The organism is Virgibacillus sp. LDC-1 (assembly GCF_030137545.1).
In the GTDB taxonomy this organism is placed as follows: domain Bacteria; phylum Bacillota; class Bacilli; order Bacillales; family Amphibacillaceae; genus LDC-1.
In genome coordinates this window covers 12,969-29,730 of the sequence record NZ_JARUVL010000013.1, presented here as the reverse complement: position 1 = coordinate 29,730, position 16,762 = coordinate 12,969, and the positions used below count along the sequence as shown (strand labels likewise).

The 16,762-nt window shown below is 38.9% G+C and carries 15 protein-coding genes and 1 pseudogene; 7 read left to right on the top strand and 9 right to left on the bottom strand.

What is annotated here, in order from left to right:
* Nucleotides 1-5: 5 nt before the first annotated feature.
* The 3 genes from QBK89_RS11465 to QBK89_RS11455 all read right to left on the bottom strand — a co-directional run bounded on the left by QBK89_RS11465 (nt 6) and on the right by QBK89_RS11455 (nt 3,147).
* Nucleotides 6-848 (bottom strand): MurR/RpiR family transcriptional regulator, encoded by an 843-nt coding sequence (locus QBK89_RS11465; RefSeq protein ID WP_284141186.1) that lies wholly within the window; start codon nt 846-848, stop codon nt 6-8.
* On the bottom strand, nt 849-1,556 hold the full coding sequence (locus QBK89_RS11460) for an HAD family hydrolase (protein WP_284141185.1): 708 nt from the start codon (nt 1,554-1,556) through the stop codon (nt 849-851).
* Between the two features lie 415 nt (nt 1,557-1,971).
* A complete protein-coding gene (locus QBK89_RS11455; protein ID WP_284141236.1) occupies nt 1,972-3,147 on the bottom strand; it encodes an NAD(P)/FAD-dependent oxidoreductase in 1,176 nt (391 codons plus the stop codon).
* A 200-nt stretch (nt 3,148-3,347) separates the two neighbouring features.
* Between QBK89_RS11455 and QBK89_RS11450 the strand changes: the two genes are divergently transcribed.
* From QBK89_RS11450 to QBK89_RS11440, 3 genes and pseudogenes are all read left to right on the top strand, one after another.
* Complete coding sequence (locus QBK89_RS11450) at nt 3,348-3,617, top strand: (2Fe-2S)-binding protein (protein ID WP_284141184.1); 270 nt, start codon at nt 3,348-3,350, stop codon at nt 3,615-3,617.
* Nucleotides 3,610-3,915: pseudogene (locus QBK89_RS11445) on the top strand ((2Fe-2S)-binding protein); the annotation flags it as partial. The gene QBK89_RS11450 and the pseudogene QBK89_RS11445, both read left to right, overlap by 8 nt.
* A gap of 94 nt (nt 3,916-4,009) precedes the next feature.
* Nucleotides 4,010-5,302: an NAD(P)/FAD-dependent oxidoreductase gene (locus QBK89_RS11440; protein ID WP_284141235.1), complete on the top strand. Its 1,293-nt coding sequence runs from the start codon at nt 4,010-4,012 to the stop codon at nt 5,300-5,302.
* Nucleotides 5,303-5,388: 86 nt separating this feature from the next.
* Here the strand turns inward: QBK89_RS11440 and QBK89_RS11435 are convergent, their stop codons facing one another.
* Nucleotides 5,389-6,654 carry an MFS transporter gene (locus QBK89_RS11435; RefSeq protein ID WP_284141183.1) on the bottom strand — a complete coding sequence of 422 codons (1,266 nt, stop codon included), beginning with the start codon at nt 6,652-6,654 and terminating at the stop codon, nt 5,389-5,391.
* A gap of 89 nt (nt 6,655-6,743) precedes the next feature.
* The gene (locus QBK89_RS11430) at nt 6,744-7,499 is read right to left on the bottom strand and encodes an SDR family NAD(P)-dependent oxidoreductase (RefSeq protein WP_284141182.1); all 756 of its coding nucleotides are present in this window, start codon (nt 7,497-7,499) and stop codon (nt 6,744-6,746) included.
* Between the two features lie 196 nt (nt 7,500-7,695).
* Here QBK89_RS11430 and QBK89_RS11425 point away from each other — a divergent pair, with 196 nt between their 5' ends.
* The 3 genes from QBK89_RS11425 to QBK89_RS11415 all read left to right on the top strand — a co-directional run bounded on the left by QBK89_RS11425 (nt 7,696) and on the right by QBK89_RS11415 (nt 11,530).
* Nucleotides 7,696-8,292, top strand: a complete 597-nt coding sequence (locus tag QBK89_RS11425) for a TetR/AcrR family transcriptional regulator (protein ID WP_284141181.1) — start codon at nt 7,696-7,698, stop codon at nt 8,290-8,292.
* A 443-nt stretch (nt 8,293-8,735) separates the two neighbouring features.
* Nucleotides 8,736-9,602 carry an ATP-binding protein gene (locus QBK89_RS11420; RefSeq protein WP_284141180.1) on the top strand — a complete coding sequence of 289 codons (867 nt, stop codon included), beginning with the start codon at nt 8,736-8,738 and terminating at the stop codon, nt 9,600-9,602.
* Nucleotides 9,603-9,616: 14 nt separating this feature from the next.
* Nucleotides 9,617-11,530, top strand: a complete 1,914-nt coding sequence (locus tag QBK89_RS11415; RefSeq protein ID WP_284141179.1) for a vWA domain-containing protein — start codon at nt 9,617-9,619, stop codon at nt 11,528-11,530.
* 58 nt (nt 11,531-11,588) lie between these two features.
* On the opposite strand, the gene pdxR is transcribed toward QBK89_RS11415, so the two are convergent.
* On the bottom strand, nt 11,589-12,989 hold the full coding sequence (gene pdxR / locus QBK89_RS11410; protein WP_284141178.1) for a MocR-like pyridoxine biosynthesis transcription factor PdxR: 1,401 nt from the start codon (nt 12,987-12,989) through the stop codon (nt 11,589-11,591).
* A gap of 124 nt (nt 12,990-13,113) precedes the next feature.
* On the opposite strand from pdxR, the gene pdxS reads away from it, so the two are divergent.
* On the top strand, nt 13,114-13,989 hold the full coding sequence (pdxS, locus tag QBK89_RS11405; RefSeq protein ID WP_284141177.1) for a pyridoxal 5'-phosphate synthase lyase subunit PdxS: 876 nt from the start codon (nt 13,114-13,116) through the stop codon (nt 13,987-13,989).
* Between the two features lie 150 nt (nt 13,990-14,139).
* Here the strand turns inward: pdxS and QBK89_RS11400 are convergent, their stop codons facing one another.
* The 3 genes from QBK89_RS11400 to QBK89_RS11390 all read right to left on the bottom strand — a co-directional run bounded on the left by QBK89_RS11400 (nt 14,140) and on the right by QBK89_RS11390 (nt 16,725).
* Nucleotides 14,140-15,435 carry a hemolysin family protein gene (locus QBK89_RS11400; protein WP_284141176.1) on the bottom strand — a complete coding sequence of 432 codons (1,296 nt, stop codon included), beginning with the start codon at nt 15,433-15,435 and terminating at the stop codon, nt 14,140-14,142.
* Nucleotides 15,436-15,531: 96 nt separating this feature from the next.
* Nucleotides 15,532-15,936: a MerR family transcriptional regulator gene (locus QBK89_RS11395; protein WP_284141234.1), complete on the bottom strand. Its 405-nt coding sequence runs from the start codon at nt 15,934-15,936 to the stop codon at nt 15,532-15,534.
* A 252-nt stretch (nt 15,937-16,188) separates the two neighbouring features.
* The gene (locus QBK89_RS11390) at nt 16,189-16,725 is read right to left on the bottom strand and encodes a hypothetical protein (RefSeq protein ID WP_284141175.1); all 537 of its coding nucleotides are present in this window, start codon (nt 16,723-16,725) and stop codon (nt 16,189-16,191) included.
* Between the last annotated feature and the right edge of the window lie 37 nt (nt 16,726-16,762).

The following is a 16,762-nucleotide window of genomic DNA, read 5'->3' as shown; positions in this document are numbered from 1 at the left end:
CACTTTTATTCCAAGCTATTTTCTTCAAAGAGTTCAAAGTAATCTTCCATATTTTTAATATTTTTTTTAATACGTTCTCCACCAACATATGAAATTTCTTTTAAAATTGCATGGCATACTGATAACGCGGCAGTATAGGAATCTAAAAAGCTTTTTGACTTATTTTTCGCTAGAATACAATAATCAGCTAGAGTATATACAGGAGATAAGGGAGAATCAGTTATTGCAATGACACATACTCCCTGTTCCTTTGCAGCTTTCACTACTTGAATTGTTTTTTTACAGTATCGAGGAAAAGCACATATGAAAAGTACTTCTCCATGACGTAAATAAGCGGTATTTTCAGCAATCTCTCCTTGTGGAATAAGCATGGTGTTTCCTAGCATATACTGTAATGCAAAACGCATATATGATGTAACAGATAGTCCCATTCTCCAACCAGCTATCCATATTTTGTTTGCATCCAAAAAAGCATGCGCAATCATAGTTACTGTTTTCTTTTCGAGCTGCTCATTTGTACGAAGGATATTCTCCGCTTCTTGTATAAAATGCTGCTCTAGCCATGATTCCTGTTTCACCGTTGTTGTTGAAGCTAGCTTGTGTACAACCCGTTGATCTTTTTTCATAAAGTGATGTATAGCTTGCTTCATTTCCAAGAAGCTCCGAAATTCAAGTGCTTGTGCTAGACGATGTACCGTAGCTTCACTAACATTGGAATTAACACCAATTTTATGTGCTGATAGAACCGTGATCTCTTCCATATTTTCTAAAATATAATGTGCTGCTTTTTGTTGGGTTCTGCTTAATGACTCATACTTTTGCTTGATTATTTCATTAATAGAATTCATCTATAGCCCTCTTACAGGAACGGAAGCTATTAATTGTTGAAGATTTCCAACTCCTCGGATGACTTTCACGCCAGTATGGAGCAACTCTTCAATCCCTGTAATTCCATGGGCATTTATTAAGACACAATCCATTCCAACTCGATTACTACCAATAACATCATCATAATAATTATCACCTACGTATAAACACTCTGATGCGGAAACACGTGCTTGCTGCAATGCATGTGTGAAAATTTTCTCATCAGGCTTTTCAATCTGAAGATCAGAGGATATGATGATTTGTTCCATAAATGGTTCAATGCCTGTCTTCTGCAATATAGTTCTCGCAGTTTGATCCCAATTAGAAATCAATCCTAAGCGATAACCGGAAGCTGTTAACGCCTGTAATGCTGGAATTGTCTCAGAATATATTTGCCACTCCATTTTCTCGTTTACCTCATGGGGAGGAAATGGGGGTAGTGATATACCGATAAAGTTATGAAGCTTTGAATAATATACATCATAAAAGTCTGTCCCTTTATTACTAAGAAAACCTGGGTGTTCTCGCATAAAATACTTATCTGTCAAATGAAATGCCACTGCTAAATCTTCAACTGATCTATCAATCCCTTCCTCCTTTAAGAGCTGGTGATAAATTTCTTCACGATTTAGATGAACAAGAGTATAACCAAGATCAAACCAGATGAATTTTTTTGCTATCGTCTCCACTCTCCCTTTGACGTGTTTCCGACACTTCTAATCATGCCGAATTATTTCCTACACATATTATTATAGAGAGCGATTGTTCTAGTAGTATTAACCTTTCGTAAAGAGTTCGTTAATTCCCTACTTTAAATCTTTGGCAAGCTTTATTTAAAAATATAGTCGGACATGCAATTGATAAAGCATACGTATAACCATCACAAAAGAGCAAAGCGATGTCACTTTCTTTCGTTGTAATGTTGCTCTTATGCCCGTGATAAAAGCAACCACCTGTAGTGCAAGGTAAACGTCGATGCCATCTGCAGGGATGGAAAAAATCAGGATTATCTTATTCATTAAAAAAAGTCAGACAGTCCATCGAAAGATGAACAATCTGACTTTCTTCATTTACTTGAGTTTTGTCCTAGCTCCGCAATGCAGTCTAAGAAACAGGTGTTTTTGTGAATCGATCAAATCGCAGCGGATTTACTGGGATAATCGTTTCTTTTTCACATAGCAACGCTTCAATTAATTTACCCGTTACTGTTGCAAGACTGATTCCGTCTCCTTCATGCCCGGCAGCAATGTAAAACCCAGGCATCTCTTCCACTGCGGATACGATTGGCAAATGATCGGCTGTCCATGGTCGGAAACCAGTGTAAGTACGGATCATATTAAAATCTTCCATTTTCGGAAAGAAACGCATCGCCCTTCTTGCCATCGTTTCGACAACCTGCATATCTACACTACTATCATAGCCGACAAACTGACGACTGCTTCCAAGTAAGAAGTTTTGACTTTCTGTTGGTTCAAGGACTAATGCAACACCATGCTCCATTGTACGTGCATCGGCAACTCGCTCACGCTCGAACTTGTTCATCAAATAGCCAAATTCCATGACGTTTCGCATCATAATCGGCTTTTGCCTTGCTCCGACAATTATATGTCCTTTTCGAGGCTTAATGGGAATATCGATACCGAGCATTTCCCCGATAAAAGGTGCCCACACTCCTGCCGCATTTACAACTTTTTTCGCTCGAAAAGTCCCTTTCTCTGTATCTATTTTAAAATCGTCTTGCTTCGTAATACCTTTTACTTCAGCATGTGTATGTAATTTAAGCCCATATGCTTTTGCTTTATCAATGAGTGAATAACAAAATAAATAGGGATTTATTAACGAATCCGTCTCACACTCTAACCCACCAGGTAAATCATCTGCAAAGTAGGGCGATTCCTGTTTGATATCTGCTTGATCAAGTACTTTAAAGCGTAAACCAGCTTCATTTTGAATCTTTACCCACTCCACAGCTGCTTCCATCTCTGCATCATTTTCACATACAAGGATGCTTCCTAATGCTCGATATTCAAATGGAAGATCAAGATCGTCTCCTAGTTCCGTGGTGAGCTCCTGACTTACAAGGGACATTTGACTATCAAATCCAGGGTCCTTATCTACAATCGTTATATTGCCATCACATTTAGAGGAAGTGCCACTTGCGATATCATTCTTTTCAATAAGCATGCAATCTATTCCTGCCTTTGCCACGTAATAGGCAATTGCACAGCCTACAATTCCCCCACCAATAATGGCTACTTCTGCTTGGTTCGCCTTTTCCATCATTATCCCCCTCGTATATTTTATCCACTACCAACTACGTAACATATTCGGATCATTTATTTTTCTAAAAACACTTGTTAAAAAATTTATTCAATTCTATCATATATGTTAGAATAGCTTTGAATCACATGTCAATCTTTTTTAATGCATTTTTGAAATCGCTTACATGAATATGATTGGGAACAGGGGGACATCAAAAAATGGAAGATATCATTATCTGTAGATGTGAGGAAGTAACCTTACAGCATATAACAGAGACAGCAACAAAATATAAGTGCTCTGCTCGTGAAGTAAAATTGCGTACAAGAGCAGGAATGGGATTTTGTGGAGGACGCACATGCAGACCAGCTATTGATACAGCACTAGCTACTATAACAGGTGAAACTCCTGGTCATGATATTCCCTTAAAAGTCTCGCCTCCGATTAGACCTGTATCTTTGGCGGTACTAGGAGGGAAGTCGAATGAATAGCAATCGCATTATCGATCACCCAGTTTTAGGGAGCTTCGAAGACCGTCCTATTATTCGTTTTACATTTGATGGTAAAGAATATGAAGGCTTTCAAGGAGAAACCATTGCTGCTGCATTACTTGCCAATGGTGTACGCACTTTGCGTGTTCACGAGGAGAGTGGAAGCCCTCGTGGTATTTATTGTAATATTGGACATTGTTTTGAATGTCGGGTTACCGTTAATAACCAGTCGAACACCCGCGCTTGTATGACAGAAATCAAAGAACATATGCGAATTGAAAGTGGTAAGCTACAGCCTGCTCCTTTAAAATCTGAAGCTGGTTCAGCGCATTTACCGCGGACCTATGCAGCTTTCGCAGAAAAACACCCTACAAGAAAAGACGGTGATTTGGATGTATGATGTCGTCATTATTGGAGCAGGTCCTGCTGGATTATCTGCTGCAATTGCCTGCCGCGAATGGGATTTACACGTGCTTGTCATCGATGAATTCCCGAAGCCTGGAGGTAGATTGCTAGGACAGCTTCATCAAGAGCCAAATGGTGAATGGTGGAATGGCATTCACGAGACAGAGCTTTTATTACATAAAGCAAAAGAATTAAACACCGTGATTCAATGTGGAGTTTCCGCTCATCATATCGAGAAGCTAGCGGACGGGTTTTCCATTCGTACGAACGAAGGGAGTTTTTCTGCAAGAAAGCTATTAATTGCAACAGGAGCAGCAGAAACCGCTGCACCAATTCCTGGCTGGACATTGCCAGGTGTTATGTCGATTGGAGCAGCACAAGTAATGACGAACGTGCATCGTGTACGTGTTGGAAAGAAGGGCATTATCGTTGGTGTGAATGTGTTATCTGCTGCAATTGCACGAGAGCTGCAATTAGCGGGAATAGAACTACATAGCATGGCTTTACCAGCTAAAAACACTATAAACGCGGAACATGGCCACCCTAAAAAAGTAATGGAAGGGCTTGTTCGAATTGCTCATCTTGCTCCTTCCTTCTTTATTCGCTTTGGAAGTAAGTTTGCGAAATCGAGCTGGATACGAAATCTTGCGGTTACTTTTTATCCTAAAAGCGGGGTGAAAATGTGGGGTATGCCGATTCATATAAGAAAAGCAGTGCTTCAGATTAATGGTACNACTTTTTATCCTAAAAGCGGGGTGAAAATGTGGGGTATGCCGATTCATATAAGAAAAGCAGTGCTTCAGATTAATGGTACGGATAAGGTAGAGTCGGTTACAATTTGTAATATCACCGCTGAGGGAGAGCCGATTAGCGGAACGGAGCAGGAAATTAAAGTAGATTTCGTATGTATTGCGGGAGGCTTATATCCGCTCACAGAGCTTGCAGCGGTGATTAACTGTCCATTCCAGTATGTAGAAGAGCTTGGTGGTCATGTGCCTATCCATAACGAACAAATGGAAACAGCCATTAGCGGACTTTATGTTGCTGGAAATATTACTGGCATTGAAAGTGCGAAGGTTGCAAGAGCACAAGGACATCTAGCAGGGCTTTCTATCGTACATGCGAGCATTCAGGTCGACAAGATAAAGTATAAGATAGATGAAGCCATTGCAGAGGTTAAAGCAGTTCGTGAAGCAGCATCCATTCAATTTCATCCAAGCATCCAAGCAGGTCGGGAGAAAATCGAGCAGGCTTTCAACAAGCAGAAGCAAGCGACATAGGAATGTCAAAACGAATTAGTAAAAAAAGCAAGAGCTTTAGGGCAGTGCAACCTAAAGCTCTTTCTCTTTAAAGCATTATGAAAAAATTACTTCCACATTCCGTTGTCTACTAATGTCTTCTTCCCTTTAAACGCAAGGATAACAAGTACAATATTAATAATTAGCATAACAACAATCGTATATAATACAGACGTATAGCTTCCTGTTATATCATATACGAAACCATAGCCAGGTAAAGCAACAATTCCCGCTACTGCTAATCCAATTCCAACAGAAGCATAGATAACACTATATTCTTTGTTTCCAAAAATTGCTGTTGTTAAAAGTGGTCCTAATGTACCGATCGAAGCTGTAACAAATCCAAAGATCCCAATCGCTACAGTAAATACAGTTGCATTTCCAGGTACAAATAACAATAAATTAACGGATACAATACCAGTCAACATAGAAAAAATTGCTGTGTTTCTCGCACCGATTTTGTCAGTTAGAAAACCGAATGCCAATGCACCAACTAACATTCCAACCATAAATGCACCCATTACATTACCCGCAAATTCTACATCATATCCAATTCCCATTGCATATGGGGCAATGTGCTGTGCAAAGCTGCCGATCGCAGTCATAAAGAAAAAGAATAATAAAATTGCATAAAATGCCATCGATTTTTTCGCATCCGCCATTGTCACACCGCGTTCTGCAGAATCCTGGGATTGGTCATCTGTTCCTGTCATTTCTTCCATGCCATATGGTAACAGACCTTTTTCCGCTGGTGTTTTCCGAATCATTAACAACACAACTGGGATAATAATTACAATTGCAGCTACCCCAAGAATAATGTATGCGTTTCTCCAGCCTTGTTCTGCAATTAATCTTCCAACTAATGGTTGAATAACCGCTCCAAATAGTCCTACCGCTGCCATCATAACACCCATTGCTAAACCGTTATGCTTTTTAAACCAACGATTAATTAGTACTGGACCTGCCATTGTTGTTACAAAGATTGCTCCGATTGCCATTGGAACTGAAAAGATATACCAGCCCCACACAGAATTCATTAATCCGAACATTGCAAATGAACCTGCTTGCAAAATGATTGCAAAAATTAATAATCCTTTTATATTAAAGTTCGCCATCATTTTCCCAGCTATAGGTAAAAATATCATCGTTACAATAGAAGAAATACTAAGATATAGTGTTAAACTACCAATCCCTATTCCTAAATCCTCTGAAACCGGAGTTAAAAATAACCCACCGGCATTATTTATTCCACCTCTTGCCAGTCCAATCATAATGGATAATCCTAATAATACCCACCAAGCAAAGTGAATACTTTTCTTTTTATTATTACTCACCGTAATTCCCCTTTTCAGTATTCTATTTTTACAAAATAGTATTCACAAACTAGCAATATACTAGCTTGTGAATCTATTTCTTTAACCCCTTAACGCAATTTGATTGATCCACCGTCAACCATAAATGTTTGACCTGTAATATAATCTGAATCCTCACTCGCTAAAAATACGGCAACACGACCAATATCACTTTCTAGTTCACCTAGTCTTCTTAGTGGAATATTGGATAGCATTCCTTGATAGTATTCTGGATTGGCTTCTGCCCATTGCAGCATACCTTCCGACTTAGCAATTGGAGAAATAATATTAACATTAATTCCAAACGGTCCAAACTCATTCGCTGCAACACGTGTAATCCCACGAATTGCTTCTTTAGCAGCTGCATATGAGCCCTGATTTTTATCTCCTTTTAATCCAGCTCCTGAAGCAAAATTAATAATCTTACCTTTTGTTTCTTTTAAATATGGTAATGCAGCTTGCATCAAATAAAATGTCGGATAAAATCCTGTATTAAAGGATAAATCCAATTCCTGCTGGGTCGTATCTTCAATCGATGCCATTTTAGATGCGTGTGCGTTGTTTACTAATATATCAACTTGTCCAAATGCATCTACAACTTGTTTTACAATGTCAGCTAATTTATCATGCTCTGCTAAATTGGCTTGAATAAAAATAGAGTCAGACTGATGCTCTTTTAAAACTTCTAACGTTGCATTTCCTGCTTGCTCATTTAAATCAACAATTGCAACCTTTGCTCCTTCTTTTACAAAAGCAGTTGCAATTCCTTTTCCAATTCCTCCTGCACCACCTGTAATAATGGCTACTTTCCCTTGAAGTCTACTCAACTCCCCCACCCCTTCTCATTCGAATTTTATTCATACCAATGTAATCATATTCAATATTGACTAACAAGTCAATCAAAACATATTCCTTTTATTTGTGGTAATATATGGAAGATGAGACTTATTCACTTTTGCATGAAGTCTTTTTTTAGAACATGTATAATAGCAATATATATATACAAGGGGGGGGAACTATATCATGGCAAAAAGTGAAGAACAATTTAAAATGATTCGTGATCAACGCTATGAAGAAATTAGTAATGCAGCATTGAAAATTTTTGCCCGAAAAGGCTATGCTGGGACAAAAATTAGCGATATAACGTCTTCTATTAATTTAAGTCATGGATTACTGTACCATTACTTTAAATCGAAAGAAGATATTTATATGTCTTTAATTCGCAATGTACTTGATTTGTTTATCGAAGCAGTCGATCAAGCGGAAAACATGGAAGGTACTGCACTAGATAAGCTAAATTGGCTAACAGAGCTTACCTTTTCTGGTGCTGCAGACACCGCATTAGATCGACATCTACTCATTATTGAAGCACTACATGCCGATTACCTTTCTTCTGAAATGAAACAAACGATTTCCAAGCATTACTCGGAGTCATTACAGGGAATTGCTAGGATTATAACAGCTGGACAACAGGATGGAACGTTTCGTTCAGGAGATGCCATGGAGCTAGCGTCTATTTATTTATCGCTTTCACAGGGACTCGTCCTTTGGAATGCAAAACAGCTCTATCCTATTAATGTTTCCACAGAAATGGTAATGGATCCTATTTTAAACAAGTGAAAAGCGATGGATTAGTTAGAGGAGAAGAAACGAACAAGAACATTTATCTCAAAATCCATTTATTGGCATCGCAGTTTATAAGCGGGTTCGCTTTCCCCGGTCACAGTCTCCACTCGGAAAAGAAGGAAGGCTTTTCCGAGTAGGTTTTTCGACATACAGGACGTACTAGTGCAGATGTTGCCACAGGGCGTAGCGGTTTTCGTCTGCGTTCCTCTGTTGCTATTTCCGTGGAACAAGGAATGCTTCGGCAGCAACACATCGCACGGACAAAGAGCGATCTTCTTTTTCAAGGAGGATCCCCTATTTCAACTGCTCGTTTATCTTATAATCAAATCCCAACCATCCATTTCCGTTAAATTATTTTATATTAATCCGATTCCATAAGCCAAACGCTTTTTATCCTTCATCAAAAAGCTTACAATGTGAGGGAAAGGGGATATTATATGAATAACTTACCTGAACAAATTCATGCAATATTACAGCAAAATAAAAGAACAGACCCCACAAACTACAACTACTTAATTAAGCAAGGAGGCTATGTTGCGCCTAACTCAGCCTTGATTACTGACGCGATTACAGCACTTAGCTTAGGAAAGAACATCCTCTTAAAAGGACCTACTGGCACCGGAAAAACAAAGTTTGCAGAAACCTTATCCTTTCTGTTTCAGCAGCCGATGTTTAGCGTGAATAGCTCCATTGATTTAGATGCTGAGAGTCTGCTCGGCTTTAAAACGTTAACATATGAAAACAACAAGCAGCAAATACAATTCGTTCCAGGTCCTGTTATTAATGCGATGAACGATGGTAGTTTTTTATATATTGATGAAATAAATATGGCGAAGCCTGAAACACTACCACTCATAAATGGTGTATTAGATTACCGCCGAACGCTAACGAATCCATTTACAAATGAAGTAATAACGGCGAAGGAAGGTTTTCGAGTCATTGCCGCAATTAATGAGGGGTATATTGGAACCGTACCTTTAAATGAAGCGTTAAAAAATCGATTTATCGTGCTTGAAATCCCTTATATTGCAGGAGACCAGCTACTAGCACTCATAAAATCTAATTCAACATTAACGGACATGCAAACAATCAAGCTTTTTGTACAGCTGTCTGAGGACCTTGTTCGTGGTGTTAAGCAAGGTAAGCTAGCAGAGGATGCAGCGTCGATTCGTGCATTACTGGATGCTTGTGATTTAAGTAGCCTTATTCCACCGGAACGTGCAATTAAACGCGCGATTGTCGACAAGCTAGAGGATGACCGTGAAAAGCAATTTGTACAAAATCTAGCAGAAACACTTTTCTAGAAAGGAGCCTTTCTATGTATCGATTTCACAATCAAAAAGTAGATACGGGGCTTTTTCTACAATTACAGGATTTAACGACCGTCCTTTCTCGACATGCTAAACTAAGCTTTTCTTTTCAGAATGGCGCAATTATTGATCTTGTTCATCAACAGGTGAGCGCAAGTCGTTTTTGGGATCATACTGCTGAAGACGATCGACCATATGGCTATAAAACGGATATTTATTTACGAACTTTAGGAACACTTTACTTTACATCTGTTCCAGCATTCAACGATTTTCGAGCACGTGCAACAACTACCACGCTTGAAAATTTTGCTTTACAGCTCGTAACCCTTTTTGAAGATATTCGCTTAGAAGAAATCATAAAACGCATTCGTCCTGGGACAAAGAAAGCATTTCAGATTCGAAAAAAACAGCTTCTTCATCATTTTTCACATCAACTTACCGCCAATGTTACGAGAAGCTATGAAACAGACGAATTATTTTGCTTAATCTATCTGCTCCTGCAAGCAGATCGCCCAGATCCAGATTTTCCACAGGCAAATGCGAAACAGCTTCACTATTTGAATGCGGTTAAATCGCTTGTTTTTTCGGTGTTTGACGCGAATACAACAAGCGAGGTAACCAATATTACCGAAGCGATTGTACAAAAGCTAAACACCCATTATACCGATTCAAAAAATATCTATTTCCCTTTTCCAATTGCTAATATCGAACACTATACGCGAAATACATTATTCGATGAATTAACACGAACTGACGCCTTAAACAATGATGATATCGAACAGGTAGATGAAGATAAAAGCGATTATTTTGATGAAGCGTTTTCTACATGGCATCGGGAAAACAAAAACAGTACAGGCAAGCAAAATTTTCTGCAATTTGAACTAGAACAAGGAACAAAAACAAGCTTAATGGGCGGTGGCGCGCGTGAAACTGAGGATGGCGATCAAGCTTTTGCAGCGATTCAAGGTGCCTCGGGAAAAGCCAAGCAACAAGACTATTCCAAGATGGAAACACTTGAGAAGAAAGAAAACACCGATGAAGATTCGATACAAGCGTCGATCTTTGGGAATGAAAATAAATATGCTGTTATTCGGAACAAGCCTTCCATACAACCATCCTTGCAGGATAAGCGAGTCTACGAAGCTTATGTTGAAGCAATTAGCATCTATAAAAAAAAGCTCGCCAAAACATTAGAAGCAACCTTGGAGCATAAGCAAACAATGCCTCGAAATGATTTACATTATGGACGACTTGCTAAAAATCTTTTGCCAATCGTTACAGACAAGCATCCGCGCATTTTTTATAAAAAAGAACAGCCTGCTAAAGAATTGGATGCAGTCTTTTCACTCCTAGTTGATTGTTCTGCGTCTATGCATACGAAAATGGCGGAAACTAAAAAAGGAATTACCCTATTTCATGAAGTGCTAAAGCACTTAAAAATAAAGCATGCAATCACTGGTTTTTGGGAAGATGCTAGTGAAGGGACAGATTCCATTCAGCCGAATTATTTTCACCAAATCCATTCCTTCACAGATTCCCTGTATCGTGAAAATGGTCCAAAAATTATGCAGCTAGAGGCAGAAGAAGACAATCGAGATGGCTTTAGTATTCGAGTCGCAACGAAGGAGTTGGAAACAAGAACCGAAAAAAATAAGTTTATCATCGTTTTCACCGATGGCGAGCCCGCGGCAGCAAATTACCACGAAAATGGGATTGTCGATACAAATAAGGCGGTTTATGAAGCGCGTAAAAAAGGAATCGAGGTCATCGGGATATTTCTAGCAGACGGTGAGATTCAAGAAAACGATGATCAGATGATGCAAAATATTTACGGTAGAGAACGACTAATGATTCCAAACATAACCGAGCTGCCGGCTTATTTTACACCCTTGTTAAAAAAACTTGTTTTAAAAACGATGTGAAGAAGGACACACCCCTTTGAAGAAAATCTGTAATAGAGTAAGGGAGCATAGTCTCCCCTTATTCTATCTGCCAGCTCTCTAATAATAAGGGAATAGCAATTTCAAGCTCTTCCTCGGGTATTCCTGCAAATCCTAGCACGATCTTTGGAGCAGAATTTTCCATTTCTGATAATGAATAAGCGGACAGGGAATGAATTTTTATGTTCGCCTTTTTTGCCCGTTCCACCAATTCTTTTTCCTCCATCCCATTATGCACAGAAAGCATCATATGCAATCCAGAATGCTCGCCAATGACGTTAATTTGACTTGCATAAGGCTTTAATAGTTTTAATGTCTTATCTAATTTGCGACGATAAATTTTCCGCATTCGATTTAAGTGACGCTCAAAATCTCCTGCCCGCATAAATCGGGCTAAAATATGCTGATCTATTCGAGATACCGAGCAATGAAAGTATGAAAAAAGATTCCGATAGATAGGTAATAAGCCTTTCGGAAGCACCATATAGCTAATACGTAAGGAAGGAATCAAGGATTTCGAAAAGGATCCTAAATAAATAACCTTTTCTGCTTTGTCCATGCTTTTCAAAGCTGGAATCGACTTCCCACTATAGCGGAATTCACTGTCATAATCATCCTCAACAACATAATGATCTTCCTTCGAGCTCGCCCAGTTTAACAGCTGTACGCGACGATTAGCAGATAATACCGCCCCATAAGGAAAATGATGGGAAGGAGTTGTATACACGAGTTGCACATTGCTTCCCTCTAATGCGCCAACATCTAATCCTTCTCCATCCACCCGAAGCGGATATACATGGTTTGGATAATGCGCAAGAATTCGAGAAATCACATGATAACCAGGATCTTCCACACCATATACGGCACGCTCACCAAATAAGAGAACAAGCTGTTGCAGGAGAAGCTCACTTCCTGCTCCAATAACAATCTGTTCTGGGTCACATTTAACACCGCGAGCATGATATAAATAGTAGGCAATCTCTTCACGCAGCTCTAACTCTCCCTGCCAGCTGCCCATCAAGAGCAAGCCATGATGTTCTTGAGATAAAAGCGTCTTCGCATGTTTTCTCCATTTCGTGAATGGAAAGCTTGCTGTATCAATCCAGCTTGGGTGAAAATTATAACGAATAGGTTGTTTCTGGGATTGATGATTGTCTCGTTTCGTAGCTGGCGTTTGAATATATTCCAAATCCTCATAGGCTAAAACGAAGTAGCCTTTTCGCGCACGTCCTTCCACAAACCCTTCTGCAATTAATTGTTCATAGGCTGTCTCTATTGTATTCTGACTCACCTTCAAAAACGCCGCAAAATTGCGCTTTGATGGAAGCTTTTCCCCGTAGCCTAGTCTTCCTTCTGTAATTTCTTGTTTGATATATAAATATAATTGCTCGTATAAAGGGGTACTATTTGAACGGTCTAATTGGCACGCTAATATTTCCATCTAAACATCCTCCATTTATCTGGCATGGTCAATTCACTCAAAACTGGTGCTTTTAACCATATCACTTACTTTCTATAATAAAGGAAATAAGAAATAATACAATATGTTGATAGGAGACGATTAGATGTCAATTTCAAATCAATCAAAAAAGCAGCTTAGTTTTAAACAAGGTGGCGTCATCATGGACGTGATCAATGCCGAACAAGCAAAAATAGCAGAAGCGGCTGGCGCTGTTGCAGTAATGGCTTTAGAAAGAGTGCCTTCCGATATTCGCGCAGCAGGTGGTGTTGCCCGCATGGCAGACCCGCGCATAGTAGAAGAAGTAATGAAAGCTGTATCCATTCCAGTCATGGCAAAGGTACGAATTGGACATATTACCGAAGCGAAAGTATTAGAAGCAATGGGGGTTGATTATATTGATGAAAGTGAAGTGCTAACCCCCGCAGACGAAGAATTCCATTTATTAAAAAACAACTATGATGTTCCTTTTGTTTGTGGTTGCCGTGATTTAGGAGAAGCAGCTCGTCGCTTAGGTGAAGGCGCTTCTATGCTGCGCACAAAAGGAGAGCCAGGAACAGGGAACATTGTCGAAGCAGTTCGTCATATGCGTAAAGTAAATGCACAGGTCCGTCGCATTTGCCAAATGCAGGATGACGAGCTTATGACCGAAGCAAAGCTGCTCGGTGCGCCATATGACGTGTTAAAGCAAATTAAAGCAGCTGGAAGATTACCAGTAGCTAATTTTGCAGCAGGCGGAGTAGCGACACCTGCAGATGCCGCGCTTATGATGGAATTAGGAGCAGATGGCGTATTTGTTGGCTCGGGTATTTTTAAATCAGAAACACCTGAAAAATTTGCAACAGCTATCGTACAGGCCACAAAGGACTATCAAAACTATGACCTGATTGGCAAGCTATCGAAAGAGCTAGGAAGCGCAATGAAAGGACTGGACATTGCAAAGCTTGCAACGGAAGAAAGAATGCAAGATCGCGGCTGGTAAAACTTTCGCTTTCACAGAGGATAGCTGCACAAACAGAAAAGGTGAGTTCCTTTTACAAGGAAGCTCACCTTTTCCAATTACTTGCTAGGCATAACAAAGAGCCGCTTTGTTTGGCTTTTTTGTATACACTTCGCCCTATCAATTTTTTATTTAATCGGTCGCTTTTAGTATTTCTAGTGATCGAATATGATATCCATCTGCTTCAAGCACTTTAAACTGATAATCAGCGAAATGAATCGTATCACCAGGCTTTACTTCTGTTTTCTGAAGCAATACCCAGCCACCAACCGTATCAACATCGGTGTCATCAATTGCAAGACCAAGCAAATGATTAATTTCTTCAATCAAGACCTTACCATCTACAATGGTTTTGTTCTCATCAATTTGATTAATTTCCGGAACCTCATCTACATCAAACTCATCCCGGATTTCCCCGACAATTTCTTCTAAAATATCTTCGACCGTAACAATTCCCTCTGTTCCGCCATATTCATCAATCAACACAGCCATATGGATACGTTCTTTTTGCATTTTCACTAATAAATCATGAATTGGCATGACACCAACCACTTGTAAAATTGGTCGCGTATAGGTTTCTAGTGGCTCATCCACTGATTTTCCATTAGCATGATGCAGCAATACTTCCTTTAAATTGACGATACCAATAATGTGATCCTTATCGTTATCCATAACAGGATATCTCGTATACGTTTCATTTGAGACCGTTTTAATAAAGGTTTGTAATGAATCACGCTTATCAAAAGCAATGATTTCCGTTCTTGGCACCATGATTTCCTTCGCAATTCGGTTATCAAATCGGAAAATATTTGTTACATAATTATATTCAGATTGGTTTATTTCTCCACTTTTATAGCTTTCTGAAAGAATCATGCGAAGCTCTTCCTCTGAATGTGCTACCTCATGCTCGGATGCAGACTTCATTCCAAATAAACTTGTAATCATACGTGCAGAACCATTCAGCACCTTAATAAACGGGTACATCAATTTATAAAATAGAATCATCGGCTTTGCGAACAATAGTGTAACTTCTTCTGCTTTTTGAATTGCTATTGTTTTAGGCGCAAGTTCCCCAATAACAACATGCAGAAACGTAATGAACGCAAACGCAATCATAAACGAAAGAATCGATGCCACTGTATCTGATACATGTAATTGTATAAAGAGCGGTTCAAGAATTCGCTTCACTGTTGGCTCACCTAACCAACCTAAACCTAATGCGGTGATTGTAATCCCTAGCTGACAAGCCGAAAGATATTCGTCGAGATTGTTTACGAGCTTACTTGCTGTAATGGCTCGCTTATTCCCTGCCGCAGCTAATTGATTTATTCTTGTACTTCGAACCTTTACAATCGCAAACTCAGTTGCCACAAAAAAACCAGTTAATGCAATTAATATTGCTACCATGACCAAATTAAATATTTCCAAATAAGTTCCTTTTTTGCAAGCGCAAAAAAGGATACACCTCCTGTTGATGTTCAATTTTTTTCTTTGCCACTAGAAGGACTTGATCATGGACGACGTTTACCCTAACAATACAAGGATCGATTGGGATAGTGCGGCTGTATGCGGAAGAATATGCTTTAACACGATTTCGCGTTGACTATGATCCAATTTATCTAGCTTGGATGCAATGTCCTGCACTTCAAGCTCTAAAAACTCCATCATATCTGCTAACTGTCTAGCTTGTTGTTTTACTCTATCGCCATCAATCGCATTGGTTGATATTTTAGCGCCTATGATCTTTTTTATTTCATCTAGCGGCATGTGAAGCTTCTTATAATAGTTGATTAGCTTCAACACCCGTAGGGCATTTTCATCGTAAATCCGATAGTTTGTTTTCGTTCTTTCAGGATGTAGTAATCCTAAGTTCGTATAATAATCTATCGTTCGTTTTGATACATTTGCAGTTGCTGCTAATTCTCCAATTCTATAAAACTTCCCAATTAAATCACTCCATTAAAATAAGATAATTTAAATCTACTATACCCAAACCGTACAGTCAACGTTATTGTTTTGTATGGATGAATTATCATAAATCATGATTTTTGTGGGAAGGTTTTATAGACGTCAGTTTAGTTCCTTTAAATCAATTTTAAACAATCGTAAAAAGCATGAAATCAAATTTAATTCTGATTTCATGCTTTTTGTCACTTATTGAGCTTTGCGTCGTTTATTATTTTAATCTTTTTTTACTTGTTTTAGTGCTGTTGTGAATTTTTCTCCAAATGTCTCTTCCGTATAAGAACCTTGAATCCCTCTAATTTTTACTTTATACTTTCCATTTTCCTCTTTCACCTTTGAATTTCCATCAACTTCATAATAATAATCTCCATTTTTTTCAAGAAACATTAAATACGATTCCCCAACGTTTACATACTCAAGAGCTTGATCTAAAACTATCGTATCTGAAGTAGATACTGAACTTTCACTATTATATAAGGTTTTCGTTAATTTTAAGGTTGCTAATTGCGCATTCAGTTCTTGTTCCTTATCTTTCTTATCCGTCACCGATTCAACCTTTACAAAGGCAACTAAGTCCGCTCTTTCATTCATGATTTTATTAAAATCATAGACAGGCCAATCAGCATGTGCTTCAGAATTATATTGAGGTGTATTCGTTGAGCTTTCCTCCATACTCTTTATACTCATCACAGCAACCACTGTTCCAACAGTAAAAAAAGCTATTAGAGCTACGAAAATAATGGTTTTTTTCATTTTGATACCTCCTCGTATTTTGGTTAGGCTTCACTTT

Excerpts from the sequence above, each read along its gene's own strand:
- QBK89_RS11415 (WP_284141179.1), top strand. The coding sequence starts at position 9,617 with ATGTATCGATTTCACAATCAAAAAGTAGATACGGGGCTTTTTCTACAA.
- QBK89_RS11455 (WP_284141236.1), bottom strand. The coding sequence starts at position 3,147 with ATGGAAAAGGCGAACCAAGCAGAAGTAGCCATTATTGGTGGGGGAATT.
- pdxR (WP_284141178.1), bottom strand. The coding sequence starts at position 12,989 with ATGGAAATATTAGCGTGCCAATTAGACCGTTCAAATAGTACCCCTTTA.
- pdxS (WP_284141177.1), top strand. The coding sequence starts at position 13,114 with ATGTCAATTTCAAATCAATCAAAAAAGCAGCTTAGTTTTAAACAAGGT.
- QBK89_RS11390 (WP_284141175.1), bottom strand. The coding sequence starts at position 16,725 with ATGAAAAAAACCATTATTTTCGTAGCTCTAATAGCTTTTTTTACTGTT.
- QBK89_RS11420 (WP_284141180.1), top strand. The coding sequence starts at position 8,736 with ATGAATAACTTACCTGAACAAATTCATGCAATATTACAGCAAAATAAA.
- QBK89_RS11450 (WP_284141184.1), top strand. The coding sequence starts at position 3,348 with ATGGAAGATATCATTATCTGTAGATGTGAGGAAGTAACCTTACAGCAT.
- QBK89_RS11425 (WP_284141181.1), top strand. The coding sequence starts at position 7,696 with ATGGCAAAAAGTGAAGAACAATTTAAAATGATTCGTGATCAACGCTAT.
- QBK89_RS11465 (WP_284141186.1), bottom strand. The coding sequence starts at position 848 with ATGAATTCTATTAATGAAATAATCAAGCAAAAGTATGAGTCATTAAGC.